Source organism: Rossellomorea vietnamensis (genome assembly GCF_025398035.1).
Lineage (GTDB): Bacteria > Bacillota > Bacilli > Bacillales > Bacillaceae_B > Rossellomorea > Rossellomorea vietnamensis_B.
Map to the genome: position 1 here is coordinate 2,813,517 of NZ_CP104558.1, position 16,484 is coordinate 2,830,000.

Below are 16,484 nucleotides of genomic sequence, written 5' to 3' on the forward strand. Positions count from 1 at the left end.
GCGTCATTAGTGCGACGCAAAATTAAGTATACTAGGATTTACGGTAAAAAGCAATGATGGAATGCTGTAAGTTATTTACAGACTATCCATCCTCTTTTTCTTCTCACTTTTCTTCCGATCCCTTAACCCTTTAAAAAATCGGGAAAGGATTCCACCACACTCTTCTGACAACACTCCAGGCAATACTTCACACTGGTGATTAAACCGATCATCCTCAAGTAGATTCATCAGCGTCCCGGCACAACCCGCTTTCGGATCCTTTGCCCCATAAACGACTTTCTCGATTCGTGATAGGATGATGGCACCGCTGCACATGGGACATGGTTCAAGGGTGACATAAAGCTCCGCTCCTTCAAGACGCCAAGTGCCAAGCTTCTCACACGCCTCTTGGATCGCCAATGTTTCGGCATGGGTGATGGCGTTTTGGCTGGTTTCCCTCAGATTATGGGCCCGGGCGATGATCTCGTCATCCATCACAATCACGGCGCCAATCGGAACTTCCTGGATGGCGCCGGCTTTCTCTGCTTCTATCAGTGCTTCTTTCATAAACTGTTCTTCTCTTATACCCATTGTGTACTCCTGTAAATTTATTTCTCAATCCTTTATAAAATATCCCGATTCACACCAAACTATAGTGGAAAGGGGCTTTCACATGATACCTAACGATACTGCTCTTCTGGTCATCGATATTATGAATCCATTTGACTTCAAACACGGGGAAACGTTGGCGCAACACACCTCAAAGATTGTCGATCCCATTAACTCCCTGCGTCGCTATTGCATGAAACATCAGCTTCCTACCATCTATATTAACGACCATTACGAGCTTTGGAAAGCAGATTACAAAGAGATCTATAAGAAATGTCATAATAAGACGAGCGACCCGATCATGACTCCTCTCCAACCGATGGAAGACGATTACTTTCTTATTAAGCCGAAGCATTCTGCCTTTTATGGTACGGCATTAAACACGCTTCTTCACCACTTATCTGTCAAGAACCTGATCATCACAGGGATTGCCGGTAATATATGTGTACTCTTCACAGCCAATGATGCCTATATGAGAGAGTTTAACCTGATGGTGCCCGGCGACGCCATCGCTTCTGTAAGTGAAGAAGATAATCACTACGCTTTGACGATGATGAAAAATGTCTTAAAAGCAAAGATTGATCCTACCGGCGGGATTTTATAAAATTTCCGGCAGAAAACATATTCAAACCTCCCTTCTCATACGCTGATTATAGTGAATGAATTAGAGGAGGGTTTGTTTATGCAGATACATGTTGTCCAGCCGAACCAATCTTTATTTGGTATCGCTCAAGCGTATGGATCAACAGTTAATGATATAGTGGACGCCAATCAATTGCCGAACCCCAATAATTTAGTGATCGGCCAATCACTGGTCATCCCGATAATAGGAAGTTTTTATTTTGTTCAACCCGGGGATAGCCTTTGGGGCATCAGTCAAAAGACGGGCGTCCCTTACCAGGAACTTGCAAGGGTGAACGGGATTTCTCCTAATCAGCCTCTACAGGTGGGGACTCGTTTATACATCCCACAGAAGCCCAAGGTGAAAGCGGAGTTTAATGGCTATGTTGAGCCATACGGTAAGGAAGTGGCCCCGAATCTTGAACAAAGCGCCAAGGAAGCTGCCCCCTACCTCACGTATCTCGCTCCATTCAGTTTTCAGGCGAAGCGGGATGGCACTTTGAAAGAACCTCCCCTCGGAAACCTCATTCAAACCGGGAAAGACAATAATAATGTCATGATGATGGCCATCACCAACCAGGAGGAAGGGACATTCAGTGATGAACTGGGCAGAATTCTATTAACCGACCAGAACATCCAGAATAAGTTCCTCGATAATGTTGTCCAAACCGCTAAGAAATATGGGTTCAGGGATATTCACTTCGACTTTGAGTACTTACGTCCACAGGACAAAGAAGCCTACAACCAATTTCTACGAAAGGCGAAGGCACGCTTCAATCAGGAAGGGTGGCTGCTCTCAACCGCCCTTGCTCCAAAGACCAGCGCGGATCAAAAAGGGAAATGGTATGAAGCACATGATTATAAAGCCCATGGTGAAATTGTCGACTTCGTAGTGATCATGACGTATGAGTGGGGTTACAGCGGCGGCCCCGCCATGGCCGTATCCCCTATCGGACCGGTGAGGGATGTTCTTGAGTATGCTGTTTCCGAAATGCCTCCATCCAAGATTCTTATGGGGCAGAATTTATATGGTTATGACTGGACACTCCCCTTCGTTCAGGGAAGTACAGCGAAAGCCATCAGTCCTCAACAGGCAATCCAGATAGCGGCTGATAACAATGTCAAAATCGAGTATGATCAAAAAGCGCAGGCACCATTCTTCAAGTACCGTGATGCAGGCACCGGAAAAGATCATGAAGTTTGGTTTGAAGATGCACGAAGCATCCAGGCCAAATTCGACCTTATGAAAGAATTGAAATTGAGGGGGATGAGCTATTGGAAGCTCGGCCTCTCTTTCCCTCAAAACTGGCTGTTAATTTCCGACAATTTCAACGTTGTAAAAAGATAATTAATAGAAGCTGATGGATGGGTAAATCTATAAACACCTATTCATCAGCTTTTTATGTGCGTCTTCATAAAATTCCCTTACAGGAAGCCGATATAATGAAGGTGATATGTTTTCTCTATACAGGAAATATCCTGAACAAACCATCCATATATTGTGTTACAATAATTCCTGTCGTAATTTTTCACACTATATTCGAGAGTAATATGAGGAGGACAATTAATGGGGCGCATTCCTTTCATTACCGTTGAAGGCCCGATTGGAATAGGAAAAACCTCTCTTGCAAAAGCGATTTCCGATCATTTTCAATTTCACCTGCTTAAAGAAATCGTAGATGAAAACCCATTCTTAGATAAGTTTTATGATGACATTGAAGAGTGGAGCTTTCAAACAGAGATGTTTTTCTTATGCAATCGATATAAACAATTAGAAGATATCGAGAAACACTACTTATCTCAGAACAAATCTGTCGTTGCAGATTATCATATTCTTAAAAACATCATCTTCGCAAAACGCACATTGAAGGATGAACAACAATTCAAGAAATACCTCAACATCTATGACATTCTGACTTCAGACATGCCGAGACCCAATGTGGTCATTTACTTGAACGCAAGCTTGGATACGCTACTTAAGCGAATCGAAAAAAGAGGAAGGGATTTTGAAAAGAAAATCAGCCCTCTGTATTTAAAGCAGCTATCCCTTGATTATGAGGAATATATGAATACATTCGAGGAAACACACCCGGATATCCCTGTTCTTCGCTTTAATGGCGACCACGTAGACTTTGTTCAAAACAAAGAGGATCTGGATCATATTCTTACTCAATTAGAAACTACACTAAAAAAAGGAGTTCACTATCATGAACCTTCGCACTAAATACGGGATCCCGAACAATGCGGTGATTACCATTGCCGGAACGGTCGGTGTCGGGAAATCCACGATGACAAACGGATTAGCCAACGCTTTGGGCTTCCGGACGTCATTTGAAAAAGTGGATACCAATCCATATCTTGATAAATTTTATCAGGACTTTAAAAGCTGGAGCTTCCACCTTCAAGTCTACTTCCTGGCTGAACGCTTTAAAGAACAGAAGAAAATCTTTGAATACGGCGGCGGTTTCATTCAAGACCGCTCGATCTACGAGGATACAGGCATATTCGCACGCATGCATTATGAAAAAGGGAATATGAGTGAAATCGACTATGAAACCTATACAAGCCTATTCGATGCCATGGTCATGACGCCATACTTCCCTCACCCTGATCTGTTGATTTACCTTGAAGGATCCATTGATCATATTGTGGACCGTATCCGTGAGCGGGGTCGCCCGATGGAACAGCAAACGCCTGTTGCCTACTGGGAGGAAATGCACGAACGCTACGAAAACTGGATCAATTCCTTTAACGCCTGTCCCGTCTTAAGACTCGACATCAGCGAATACGATCTCGTCAACGACCAAAACTCCATCGAACCAATCGTTGAAAGAATCGGTTACTTCATAGAACAGACGAGAATGTTAAAAAGCTAAAAAAAAGACTACTCTGTCGTAAACGGCAGATGTAGTCTTTTTTTATACTCTCCACAAAATGCCGAACAACGAAACTAGGAAGCACCCATCCGTTTATTTCCATTCGAATAGAGGTATAGGTAGTAACAAACAATCGATGAAGGAGATGTAGAGATGATGGAATCGAAACAAACTTATTTTGTTGATATCAGCAGCGGGGATATTCTGCAGGATCCGAATCAAAACGCCAGTCCAAGCTTTCGGATATTCGCAACCCCTACAGAGGTGAACGAGCTTAAAATGCTCTTTAACGATAACTATGATGATGACATGTCGACCATGAGGCGCGCCCAGGTTCCTTTCCGCCAGTATCATAATTCACCAGAAGATAATCATTATGATCAATCCATGAGGGATATTTATGCGAAGATCTATCTGCTCGGGGATGAAGAAGCACGCAGTCATATCACAGCGATCGGTGTACTCGAAAACACGTCCGATCACCATGTAAGAGAAGATATAGAGAACCTTAAGTAAGAGGTACCAGGTCCTTCGACATGGGGATAAAATAAAAAAATTCGTTACATGAAATGTAACGAATTCTATCTCCAAAGTTTATGCGCGATGGTTATAAAAAAATCAATGGAGGAGGAAGGGGGATTCGAACCCCCGCGGGCTGTTACACCCCTGTCGGTTTTCAAGACCGATCCCTTCAGCCGGACTTGGGTATTCCTCCGTATCGACAAGAATTATAATAACATGTTGGATATATGGAGTCAAGGATATTTCATAAAAATTTTAAAAGAAGTCTCACGGATCAATGCGAGACTTCTTTTTGCTGACAAAAACGTATTATTTAATGACTTCCACTCCACCCATATATGGACGAAGGGCTTCTGGTACGATGACACTGCCATCCTCCTGCTGGTAGTTTTCCAGGATGGCGGCTACTGTGCGTCCGATCGCTAATCCAGAACCATTTAACGTATGCACATGTTCAGGCTTCGCGTTCGGCTCTCTTCTGAAGCGGATGTTCGCACGTCTCGCCTGGAAGCTCTCAAAGTTACTGCAAGAAGAAATCTCACGGTACGTACCGTAACTCGGAATCCAGACTTCAATGTCGTACTTCTTGGCTGCAGTGAAGCCAAGGTCCGCGGTACACATAGATAATACGCGGTATGGAAGGCCAAGTAATTGAAGGACTTTTTCGGCATGACCCGTTAATTCCTCTAGTGCAGCATAAGAATCTTCCGGCTTCACAAAGCGGACAAGCTCTACTTTGTTGAACTGATGCTGACGGATTAAGCCTCTTGTATCACGTCCTGCAGATCCAGCTTCAGAGCGGAAGTTAGCACTATATGCCACATAGCTTACAGGCAGCTCGTCAGCCTTCAGGATTTCATCGCGATGATAATTCGTCACAGGCACTTCTGCCGTCGGAACTAGGAAGTAGTCCTCGCTCTCGATTCTGAAAGCATCCTCTTCAAACTTCGGAAGTTGACCTGTCCCTGTCATGCTCGCACGATTCACTAGGAATGGAGGAATCATTTCCGTATAGCCATGCTCATCCATATGAAGGTCCATCATGAAGTTGATAAGGGCTCTTTCAAGTCTTGCCCCAAGGCCTTTATAGAAAACGAAACGGCTTCCCGTCACTTTCCCGGCCCGTTCGAAATCAAGGATCCCAAGATTTGTTGCTACATCCCAGTGAGGCTGTGCTTCGAAATCAAATTCCCGGACCTCTCCCCATTTACGCGCTTCGATATTATCATCTTCTGTTTCCCCGACAGGTACCGTGTCATGAGGGATATTTGGAATAGAAAGAAGGATGCGCTCAAGCTCTTCTTCGATGCCTCTTAATTCATCATCCAATTTTTTCACCATGGCCCCTACTTCACGCATCTCCAAAATCATATTCTGAGCATCTTTTTTCTCTTTTTTCAGCTCGGCAATTTGTTGAGATACTTCATTACGCTTGCTCTTTAAATCTTCACTTTCCACAAGGAGCTCTCTTCTTCTCTTATCAAGCTCTTCAAACTTACCGAAGTCCTCCAGGTTCTCACCGCGGTGCTGAAGTCGGGCTTTTACATCTTCCAGATTGTTACGTAAATACTTAATGTCTAACATGCAGTTTCTCTCCTTTTTATAAAAAAATAAAAAACCCCCATCCCTGGTAAAAGGGACGGAGGTTTCCGCGTTGCCACCCTAATTGAAGACGCTCTCGCATCTTCCTCTTAAGAGATGGTAACGGAATCACCGAAAATACCTACTTCATTCAGTACTTCACTCAAGGATGGATTCGTAAAGCTCCTGCATCGATTCTCACCGGCCACCGACTCTCTTTAGCAAGCTTTCTTTACTACTATTTCCTATCAACGATTTAAATTTTTATTGGTTATTTCATAATCTACTACAATGTTTTCCATTTTGCAATAGAATTATGCGATTGTTTTCTCCATGCTTTCCTTCACCATTTCAACGAAGAAAGCGGTCAAACGATGATCATCCGTCAATTCGGGATGGAAAGAACAGCCGAGGAACTGTCCGTGGCGGGCAAGCACGATACGCTCGTTATGCTTCGCCAGGATTTCAACATCTTCTCCCGCTTCCACGATATGAGGCGCACGGATAAAGACGGCATTGAATCCTTCTCCTACATGGGCAATGGAAAGGTCCGCTTCGAAGCTTTCCTTCTGACGGCCGAATGAATTACGCTCCACCGTCACATCCATCACTCCAAGATGAGGTTCTTCGTAACCGACAACATGCTTAGCTAACAGAATCAAACCGGCACATGTTCCAAAGATCGGCTTTCCTGCTTCTGCGAATTGCCTTAACGGCTCCATGAAGCCATAGCGGTCAATCAGCCTTCTCATCGTCGTACTTTCCCCGCCTGGCATGATGAGCCCCTGAATCTCTTCCAGTTGCTCTACACGCTTAATGACAATCGCGTTGGCACCTGAGGCTTCAATGGAACGTACATGCTCCCTGACGGCACCTTGAAGTCCTAATACACCGATGTTCAACATAAAATCACACCTTACCATCCACGGTCTTGCATACGGTTTTCAGGAAGGATAGAAGCAATTTCTACACCCTTCATCGCTACACCAAGCTCTTTTGAAAGCTCTGCAATCAACTTGTAATCCTGGTAGTGAGTAGTCGCTTCTACAATCGCTCTTGCGAATTTCTCAGGGTTCTCTGACTTGAAGATACCTGAGCCTACGAATACTCCGTCAGCCCCTAATTCCATCATAAGAGCCGCATCAGCTGGTGTAGCAATTCCGCCTGCAGCAAAGTTTACAACAGGTAAACGACCGTTTTCTTTAATTTCTAACAATAATTCGTATGGAGCTCCCAGTAACTTCGCTTCTGTCATGATCTCATCTTCATTCATGCTCACTAGCTTACGTACTTGAGCATTCACTTTACGCATATGACGAACCGCTTCAACGATGTTACCTGTTCCAGGCTCACCCTTTGTACGAAGCATAGATGCCCCTTCACCGATACGGCGGGCAGCTTCACCTAAATCACGGCATCCGCATACGAAAGGAACCGTGAAATCTCTTTTATTTAAATGGTACTCTTCATCAGCCGGCGTCAATACTTCACTTTCATCAAGATAATCAACACCCATTGATTCAAGGACCCTAGCCTCAACGATATGGCCGATACGAGCCTTCGCCATTACCGGAATCGACACGGCACCCATCACTTCTTCAATAATACGAGGATCTGCCATTCTTGCCACTCCACCTGCAGCACGGATGTCTGCTGGAACACGTTCTAAAGCCATTACCGCCACTGCACCTGCAGCTTCGGCAACTTTTGCCTGCTCTGCATTGACAACGTCCATGATGACGCCGCCTTTTTGCATTTCAGCCATTCCTCTTTTTACACGATCTGTACCAGTCTTCATATCTATATCCCCCTTATATTTATCCCTTGCCTGCCCCACAACTTCCCAAAAAAGGAAGAAAACGTGACTAAAACAATCGGAATGATTATGTAACCCTACTGCTAAATAAACAATAAAAATGGGCTTATGTCAAGACGAAAAGCGGAAGGGGCTCGTTCTGGGGCGACAAGCATTTCATGGAAATAAGATATACCTTCCATATAGAGACCCCTCCAATATTTCAAGTATAAAAAAACACCAGGACTCATCAACTTGAGCCTTGGTGTTTATTATAAATTAGAACCAGCCTTTAACCGTAGAAGTAATGGAATCCCAGATATCTCCGAAGAAACCACCGACGGCTCTCATGGAAAGGACGAACCAGTTCGCTTTCTCGACACCATCCACTGTTACAACAGATGCTTTTGAAGCGTTTGTCCCTTTATCCGTAAGATAACCTAAATCTTTTTTACCTTTAGCTTCCAGCATGACATACCCGACCTTCTCTCCTTCTTTAATAGGAGCCGTCAGTTCGCCATCTTCATTCAACTTTTTCTTATCCAATACAAACTTAGGCTTGTATTGATCTTCTTCACCGTTCTTAACCACCATGCTTAATGGAGAATCGGTTTTGATTTGAACTTCTTTTTCTTTTCCTTTTTGAACTGGAAGTGTTTTATGTCCTTTTACTTTGTAGTCGGCAGGAAGGACTTCTTCCATTGTGAAATTAGTAAAGGCGTAATCTAACATTTTTCTTGTTTCATTAAAACGTGCGTCATAAGAATTTTCACCAGAGCTGATATCCACGTTCATCACCACTGTAATATAACGCATTCCATCTCTTTCAGCTGTTCCTGTAAAACATCCACCCGCAAAATCAGTCGTACCGGTTTTCAAACCGTCCATGCCCTCGTATTCACGAATCAATCCAGGCAGCATCCAGTTCCAGTTTTTCATAGGGAAAGCATCTTCAGTGCCTTCTGCGAATGTTTTCTTCGCGATTTTTGATGTATCAAGGATTTCAGGGAAATCTTTCATCAATCGATAAGCAAGTGTTGCGGTATCTTTCGCAGACATTACATTTTCTTCATCCGCTCCGCCTACCACTTGATCAACATAGGGAGCTAAATCTTTATTATTTAATCCAGTCACATTGACAAATTTATAGTTTTCCAAGCCCAGTTCTTTGGCTTTATCATTCATCATTTGAACAAACTTTTCTTGAGAACCGGCTACAGTTTCAGCGATGGCCATCGCTGCAGCATTTGCAGATTCAATTGCCATTGCCTCATACAAATCTTTGATTTTGTATGTACCCTCTTCTCTTAATGGAACATTACTCAGATTATCATTATGGGACATATTCGAAATTTTTGTCGGAACTGTGTATGTCTGATCCCATTTCACTTTACCTTCTTTAACCGCTTCAAGTAACACGTACTCAGTCATCATCTTCGTCATACTTGCAATTCCTTGAGCAGTATCGGAATTCTTCTCATACAGAATCTTACCTGTACTTGCTTCTACTAAAATCGCAGCTTTTGCGTTTACGTCCAAGTCACCTTGAGCATTGGCAGGTTTCTGCACCATACTCATTGCCATCATAAAAACCATCATACAAACAAAAGATTTTTGAATCCAACTTCTTTTCACTGTTAGCCCTCCAAGATTTTATGTACACCTTCGTTATTTTAACATAGTTCCAAAGGTAAGAATAGACAGAGAATATGACTAGTTTTGGCATAGGTCAAGGGACTTGCGGCCTCTAAAAAAAGGCGGAGAATAACCTTTCTTTCACATTAAAAAAAGCTGACCAGGAAATTCTGATCAGCTTTTTTCATTATTTTCTTATAAAGAGTAATTTGGTGCTTCTTTCGTAATCTGAACATCATGGGGATGACTTTCACGAAGGCCGGCACCCGTCATTTTAATGAATTGCGCCTTTTCTCTTAAGTCGAATAAGTCTTTTGTTCCACAATACCCCATACCCGAACGCAATCCTCCGACCAGCTGATACAATGTATCGGCAAGAGGTCCTTTATAAGGAATGCGCCCTTCGATGCCTTCTGGAACAAACTTTTTCGCTTCTTCTTGGAAATAGCGGTCCTTTGATCCTTTTTCCATGGAGCTGACAGAACCCATCCCTCTGTATACTTTAAAGCGGCGACCTTGGAAGATTTCCGTTTCACCAGGGCTTTCAGATGTACCTGCCAATAAGCTTCCTAGCATGACGGCATGTCCTCCGGCTGCCAGGGCTTTTACGATATCACCGGAGTATTTGATGCCTCCATCGGCGATGATGCTCTTCCCATGCTTTCTTGCTTCCGTTGCACAATCATACACAGCGGTAATTTGTGGAACACCCACACCTGCAACCACGCGGGTTGTACAGATCGAACCAGGTCCGATTCCCACTTTGACCACATCTGCACCTGCTTCAATCAATTCTCTAGTCGCTTCAGCCGTGGCTACATTACCTGCAACGATATTTAACGTTGGATAAGCTTCACGTATTTCACGAACAATAGAAAGGACTCCAGCGGAATGACCATGAGCCGTATCGATCACGATGACATCCACATGGGCTTTAACCAAATGCTCTACACGGGTTAATGTGTCCTTGGAAATGCCAACGGCTGCTCCTACTAATAAACGCCCTTGAGCGTCTTTAGCCGAATTCGGGAACTCGATGACTTTCTCAATATCCTTGATCGTGATCAATCCTTTAAGTGTTCCTTCTTGATCGATCAAAGGCAGCTTTTCAATTTTATATTGCTGAAGAATTTTTTCCGCTTCTTCTAGGGTAGTGCCGACTGGAGCCGTTACAAGATTCTCCTTCGTCATGACATCCGAAATCTGGATCGAGTAATCCTGGATGAAACGAAGGTCGCGATTCGTTAAAATCCCGACAAGCTTCTGTTCTTGCTCGTTGTTCACAATCGGAACACCGGAAATTCTATATTTGCCCATCAAGTGCTCTGCAGAAAAGACTTGATGATCCGGAGTTAAAAAGAATGGATCAGAGATAACTCCACTTTCGGAACGTTTTACTTTATCGACCTGTTCAGCTTGCTGTTCAATACTCATATTCTTGTGGATGATACCGAGTCCACCTGTTCGAGCCATTGCAATCGCCATTTCAGCTTCGGTTACGGTATCCATCCCTGCACTGATGATCGGAACATTCAGCTTAATTGATTCCGTTAATTCAACAGAGATGTTGACATCCTTTGGTAGCACCTCTGATTTAGCTGGTAATAATAACACATCGTCAAACGTTAAACCTTCTTTAGCAAATTTAGAATCCCACATGTTTTCGGCCTCCCTAGTCCCAAAATATTATTAGTAGGTTATCAATTGGTTAAAATACTGTCAAGAAGAATAGGATTAATTTAACTTTTCAGAATAATTAGAAGGTGATCTCTTGAACGAAATACGTCAGCACTGGGACTTCATTCACTATTTTCAATCAGCCGAATACTCCCAGAAGTTTCTAAAAAAATGTTACGAAAAACTGGGTTCCATTCAAGCTGAAGTAAAGAGTTATGACAACTGTTATCCATTCATGTATTATCTGGAACAAGGAGAACTTTATTATAAACAAGCCATGAAGTCTCCATTTTCACTAAAGCCCATATTGCTTTTTTATGGATACATTCATTTCATTAAAGCGATTGTCCTGACAGAAGATCCGGAATACCCTGAAACGACTACCGTTCTTGCTCATGGGATTACCTCAAGAAAAAGAAAGAAGCAGCAATACAGGTTTCTACAGGATGAGGTAAAGGTTCAGAAAAACGGGCTCTTCTCACATTTCTCAGACCTCGTGTTCCACGTGAAACATATCATCGGAGAAAAATACAAAATGGAAGATCTTCTCGTCCAAATACCTGAACTCGAAGAAGCATTTCTCATTCTGCTCAAAAAGAAAACCATGTTCTGGTTCACCAATCAGAACAAACTGACGATCGACGAGTCTTTACTCTCCCACTTTCATATGTCCGGGTCTTTATTTAAACAATACTTGAACGAAAAAATGACGGGGAATTCACTCTCTATTACAGAGGACACGCTGCACGCAACCAGCGCTGAAGAACTACTACCTGTCAGATGGCATTTAAACAAAAACCGGTTGGCACTGCCAGGAATTCGAAACGAGGCATCAGGCATACCTGAAGTGCTCATCCACTATGCCATTCTGTATAACTTAAGCATGATTGCCCGGTACGAAACCGAATGGTGGGTGGAATTATTAAAAAACCGGACGAATGAAGATTATCCAATCATTACGACTTTTCTTAACGTTACGACAGAAAAGTCGCCCTATCTATTACTCAAGATCCTTAAGGATAAAACATAGGAGAAAGAGAAAGGTCGAGCCTTTCCTCTTTCCCTATTCAGCATGGAGCAACTTCTTAATATCATCCTCAATTTTACGAGGATTGGTTTGTGGCGAATACCGGTCGAATACTTCACCATTTTTTCCAACCAGAAACTTAGTGAAGTTCCACTTAATATTGGAAAGAAGGACACCTTTTTTCTCCCGGGTTAAGAATGTGAACAATGGGTGAGCTTCCTTCCCCTTTACGTCCACCTTCGCAAACATCGGAAATGATACTCCGTAATTCACCTGACAGAACTCCATGATATCATCCTGATTATCGAACTCCTGGTTCATGAATTGATCACACGGAAAACCCAGTACGACAAGCCCTTCTTCTTTATACTCTTCATACAGGCCCTGTAGCTCCTCAAATTGGGGCGTAAAGCCACACTTACTTGCTGTGTTCACAATCAGCATGACCTTCCCCCGGTACTCGTCCAGCGACGTCACAGATCCATTCGCTCTCTTAACAGTGAAATCATAAATTGTCGTCATTTTTTTCTCTCCTTGTGTATACTCTTACTTAAATAATACGTTAGGAGGTTGGGGGATAGCAATTTTGAGTGGGTGGTGTTGATGGATGAGATATGTGGATTGAATAGGTGGTTGTGTGGGTTGGGTAAGTGGGTTGAATGGGGGGGTGATTGGCGGGTTGTCAGATGACTGATATCCGATCTCATATTTCTATATAAATTGGGTGGTCAGTAGTGAGGAAGTTTTATTATTCCTTAGTATCTTGAAAAACACTATGATTTAGAGCAAAAAGAACCTAAAAATGTGTCCTCGATTAATTAAAAGCTTAAAATTGGGAGATTACTAGCCTTTCTTCAGGGATCTCGTTACGACGAGAAAGGGAAGGTAAGTTAATTGCGTCATTTTTGAAAGGGATTGCGTCATTTTTTTCTTTTATGCGTATTTTTCCTTTTTATTCCAATAATTAAGAAGGAATCATGCGGGTTTTGAGGGGATTCATGCCGGAGCGATAATAATCGTGCGGGGTATGAGTTTTTCATGCGACGTTGTGATTTATCATGCGGCATTTCAAATAATCGTGCCAGCTTGTCGAATTTTCTTTATGGAGTCCTTACCAGTTCACTCATGCATCATCCCATTCCCTTCTTCGTCAACAGGCAGACACTCTGTCCCTAAAACAGCGTCTCTCTCACAATGTTCTTCGAACTTCAAACTAATACAAAAAAAGAGTAACCCCTAAGAGCTACTCTTTCTTCACATTTGCCTGGCGACGTCCTACTCTCACAGGGGGAGATCCCCCAACTACCATCGGCGCTGAAGAGCTTAACTTCCGTGTTCGGCATGGGAACGGGTGTGACCTCTTCGCCATTATCACCAGACGAATATTCAATTGAAGGATTATTCCTTCAAAACTAGATAAAGAATTGATGTCAAGAAAGCCGAATATCGACCAATTGTTGTTCATTAAAATAATGACTCTTTGTGGTTAAGTCCTCGATCGATTAGTATCAGTCAACTCCACATGTCGCCATGCTTCCATCTCTGACCTATCTACCTAGTCATCTTCTAGGGATCTTACTCACATACGTGATGGGAAATCTCATCTCGAGGGGGGCTTCATGCTTAGATGCTTTCAGCACTTATCCCTTCCGCACATAGCTACCCAGCGATGCCTTTGGCAAGACAACTGGTACACCAGCGGTGCGTCCATCCCGGTCCTCTCGTACTAAGGACAGCTCCTCTCAAATTTCCTGCGCCCACGACGGATAGGGACCGAACTGTCTCACGACGTTCTGAACCCAGCTCGCGTACCGCTTTAATGGGCGAACAGCCCAACCCTTGGGACCGACTACAGCCCCAGGATGCGATGAGCCGACATCGAGGTGCCAAACCTCCCCGTCGATGTGGACTCTTGGGGGAGATAAGCCTGTTATCCCCGGGGTAGCTTTTATCCGTTGAGCGATGGCCCTTCCATGCGGAACCACCGGATCACTAAGCCCGACTTTCGTCCCTGCTCGACTTGTAGGTCTCGCAGTCAAGCTCCCTTGTGCCTTTACACTCTGCGAATGATTTCCAACCATTCTGAGGGAACCTTTGGGCGCCTCCGTTACTCTTTAGGAGGCGACCGCCCCAGTCAAACTGCCCACCTGACACTGTCTCCCACCCCGATAAGGGGCGCGGGTTAGAATTTCAATACAGCCAGGGTAGTATCCCACCGATGCCTCCACCGAAGCTGGCGCTCCGGTTTCCAAGGCTCCTACCTATCCTGTACAAGCTGTACCAAAATTCAATATCAGGCTACAGTAAAGCTCCACGGGGTCTTTCCGTCCTGTCGCGGGTAACCTGCATCTTCACAGGTACTATAATTTCACCGAGTCTCTCGTTGAGACAGTGCCCAGATCGTTACGCCTTTCGTGCGGGTCGGAACTTACCCGACAAGGAATTTCGCTACCTTAGGACCGTTATAGTTACGGCCGCCGTTTACTGGGGCTTCGATTCGCACCTTCGCTTGCGCTAAGCACTCCTCTTAACCTTCCAGCACCGGGCAGGCGTCAGCCCCTATACTTCGCCTTACGGCTTCGCAGAGACCTGTGTTTTTGCTAAACAGTCGCCTGGGCCTATTCACTGCGGCTCTCTCGGGCTTGCACCCTACCAGAGCACCCCTTCTCCCGAAGTTACGGGGTCATTTTGCCGAGTTCCTTAACGAGAGTTCTCTCGCTCACCTTAGGATTCTCTCCTCGCCTACCTGTGTCGGTTTGCGGTACGGGCACCTTTTTCCTCGCTAGAGGCTTTTCTCGGCAGTGTGGAATCAGGAACTTCGCTACTATAATTCGCTCGCTGTCACAGCTCAGCCTTCGCGATGACGGGATTTGCCTCATCATCAGCCTAACTGCTTAGACGCACATATCCAGCAGTGCGCTTACCCTATCCTCCTGCGTCCCCCCATTGCTCAAACGGAAAAGAGGTGGTACAGGAATATCAACCTGTTGTCCATCGTCTACGCCTATCGGCCTCGACTTAGGTCCCGACTAACCCTGAGCGGACGAGCCTTCCTCAGGAAACCTTAGGCATTCGGTGGATGGGATTCTCACCCATCTTTCGCTACTCATACCGGCATTCTCACTTCTAAGCACTCCACCAGTCCTTACGGTCTAGCTTCGCAGTCCTTAGAACGCTCTCCTACCACTGACACCTAGAGGTGTCAATCCACAGCTTCGGTGATACGTTTAGCCCCGGTACATTTTCGGCGCAGAGTCACTCGACCAGTGAGCTATTACGCACTCTTTAAATGGTGGCTGCTTCTAAGCCAACATCCTGGTTGTCTAAGCAACTCCACATCCTTTTCCACTTAACGTATACTTTGGGACCTTAGCTGGTGGTCTGGGCTGTTTCCCTTTCGACTACGGATCTTATCACTCGCAGTCTGACTCCCATGGATAAGTCTTTGGCATTCGGAGTTTGTCTGAATTCGGTAACCCGATGAGGGCCCCTAGTCCAAACAGTGCTCTACCTCCAAGACTCTTACACATGAGGCTAGCCCTAAAGCTATTTCGGAGAGAACCAGCTATCTCCAAGTTCGATTGGAATTTCTCCGCTACCCACACCTCATCCCCGCACTTTTCAACGTGCGTGGGTTCGGACCTCCATTCAGTGTTACCTGAACTTCATCCTGGACATGGGTAGATCACCTGGTTTCGGGTCTACGACCACATACTCAAATCGCCCTATTCAGACTCGCTTTCGCTGCGGCTCCGTCTTATCAACTTAACCTTGCATGGGATCGTAACTCGCCGGTTCATTCTACAAAAGGCACGCCATCACCCGTTAACGGGCTCTGACTACTTGTAGGCACACGGTTTCAGGTTCTATTTCACTCCCCTTCCGGGGTGCTTTTCACCTTTCCCTCACGGTACTGGTTCACTATCGGTCACTAGGGAGTATTTAGCCTTGGGAGATGGTCCTCCCAGCTTCCGACGGGATTTCACGTGTCCCGCCGTACTCAGGATCCACTCAAGAGGGAATGAAGTTTCAACTACAGGGTTGTTACCTTCTTTGACGAGCCTTTCCAGACTTCTTCGTCTACTTCATTCCTTTGTAACTCCGTATAGAGTGTCCTACAACCCCAAGAGGCAAGCCTCTTGGTTTGGGCTATATCCCGTTT

At 44.6% G+C, this 16,484-nt stretch carries 13 protein-coding genes, 1 tRNA gene, 2 rRNA genes and 1 other annotated feature (1 of these 17 only partly in view); of the genes, 6 read left to right on the plus strand and 10 right to left on the minus strand.

Annotation, left to right across the window (positions count from 1 at the left end; all coding sequences use genetic code 11):
* Positions 1-75 precede the first annotated feature (75 nt).
* Entirely contained in the window at positions 76-570 is a 495-nt protein-coding gene (tadA, locus tag N5C46_RS14580) for a tRNA adenosine(34) deaminase TadA (protein WP_261749152.1), read from the minus strand.
* Between the two features lie 82 nt (positions 571-652).
* On the opposite strand from tadA, the gene N5C46_RS14585 reads away from it, so the two are divergent.
* The 5 genes from N5C46_RS14585 to N5C46_RS14605 all read left to right on the plus strand — a co-directional run bounded on the left by N5C46_RS14585 (position 653) and on the right by N5C46_RS14605 (position 4,601).
* Positions 653-1,192 carry a cysteine hydrolase family protein gene (locus N5C46_RS14585; protein WP_034766112.1) on the plus strand — a complete coding sequence of 180 codons (540 nt, stop codon included), beginning with the start codon at positions 653-655 and terminating at the stop codon, positions 1,190-1,192.
* Between the two features lie 78 nt (positions 1,193-1,270).
* Positions 1,271-2,557, plus strand: a complete 1,287-nt coding sequence (locus N5C46_RS14590; RefSeq protein WP_261749153.1) for a glycoside hydrolase family 18 protein — start codon at positions 1,271-1,273, stop codon at positions 2,555-2,557.
* 219 nt (positions 2,558-2,776) lie between these two features.
* The gene (locus N5C46_RS14595) at positions 2,777-3,433 is read left to right on the plus strand and encodes a deoxynucleoside kinase (RefSeq protein ID WP_261749154.1); all 657 of its coding nucleotides are present in this window, start codon (positions 2,777-2,779) and stop codon (positions 3,431-3,433) included.
* The gene (locus tag N5C46_RS14600; protein WP_261749155.1) at positions 3,417-4,085 is read left to right on the plus strand and encodes a deoxynucleoside kinase; all 669 of its coding nucleotides are present in this window, start codon (positions 3,417-3,419) and stop codon (positions 4,083-4,085) included. Before N5C46_RS14595 ends, N5C46_RS14600 begins: the two co-directional genes overlap by 17 nt.
* Positions 4,086-4,241: 156 nt before the next feature.
* Positions 4,242-4,601 carry a hydrolase gene (locus tag N5C46_RS14605; protein ID WP_261749156.1) on the plus strand — a complete coding sequence of 120 codons (360 nt, stop codon included), beginning with the start codon at positions 4,242-4,244 and terminating at the stop codon, positions 4,599-4,601.
* A gap of 106 nt (positions 4,602-4,707) precedes the next feature.
* Here the strand turns inward: N5C46_RS14605 and N5C46_RS14610 are convergent.
* From N5C46_RS14610 to guaB, 6 genes are all read right to left on the minus strand, one after another.
* A tRNA-Ser gene (locus tag N5C46_RS14610) sits at positions 4,708-4,800 on the minus strand.
* Between the two features lie 116 nt (positions 4,801-4,916).
* Complete coding sequence (gene serS / locus N5C46_RS14615) at positions 4,917-6,191, minus strand: serine--tRNA ligase (protein ID WP_261749157.1); 1,275 nt, start codon at positions 6,189-6,191, stop codon at positions 4,917-4,919.
* 48 nt (positions 6,192-6,239) lie between these two features.
* Positions 6,240-6,449: a binding site (T-box leader), on the minus strand.
* A gap of 53 nt (positions 6,450-6,502) precedes the next feature.
* On the minus strand, positions 6,503-7,093 hold the full coding sequence (gene pdxT, locus N5C46_RS14620) for a pyridoxal 5'-phosphate synthase glutaminase subunit PdxT (RefSeq protein ID WP_261749158.1): 591 nt from the start codon (positions 7,091-7,093) through the stop codon (positions 6,503-6,505).
* A gap of 11 nt (positions 7,094-7,104) precedes the next feature.
* Positions 7,105-7,986 (minus strand): pyridoxal 5'-phosphate synthase lyase subunit PdxS, encoded by an 882-nt coding sequence (gene pdxS, locus N5C46_RS14625; RefSeq protein WP_060675063.1) that lies wholly within the window; start codon positions 7,984-7,986, stop codon positions 7,105-7,107.
* A 276-nt stretch (positions 7,987-8,262) separates the two neighbouring features.
* On the minus strand, positions 8,263-9,582 hold the full coding sequence (locus N5C46_RS14630; protein ID WP_420720462.1) for a serine hydrolase: 1,320 nt from the start codon (positions 9,580-9,582) through the stop codon (positions 8,263-8,265).
* 231 nt (positions 9,583-9,813) lie between these two features.
* Positions 9,814-11,277 (minus strand): IMP dehydrogenase, encoded by a 1,464-nt coding sequence (gene guaB / locus N5C46_RS14635; RefSeq protein WP_034766096.1) that lies wholly within the window; start codon positions 11,275-11,277, stop codon positions 9,814-9,816.
* Positions 11,278-11,389: 112 nt separating this feature from the next.
* Here guaB and N5C46_RS14640 point away from each other — a divergent pair, with 112 nt between their 5' ends.
* A complete protein-coding gene (locus tag N5C46_RS14640) occupies positions 11,390-12,325 on the plus strand; it encodes a YaaC family protein (protein ID WP_261749160.1) in 936 nt (311 codons plus the stop codon).
* A gap of 33 nt (positions 12,326-12,358) precedes the next feature.
* Here the strand turns inward: N5C46_RS14640 and N5C46_RS14645 are convergent, their stop codons facing one another.
* The 3 genes from N5C46_RS14645 to N5C46_RS14655 all read right to left on the minus strand — a co-directional run.
* Positions 12,359-12,844, minus strand: coding sequence for a glutathione peroxidase (locus N5C46_RS14645; RefSeq protein ID WP_261749161.1), 486 nt, complete (start codon positions 12,842-12,844; stop codon positions 12,359-12,361).
* Positions 12,845-13,584: 740 nt separating this feature from the next.
* Positions 13,585-13,701 (minus strand): 5S ribosomal RNA (rrf, locus tag N5C46_RS14650).
* A 103-nt stretch (positions 13,702-13,804) separates the two neighbouring features.
* Positions 13,805-16,484: ribosomal RNA gene (locus tag N5C46_RS14655) — 23S ribosomal RNA — on the minus strand; it runs 256 nt beyond the window's last position.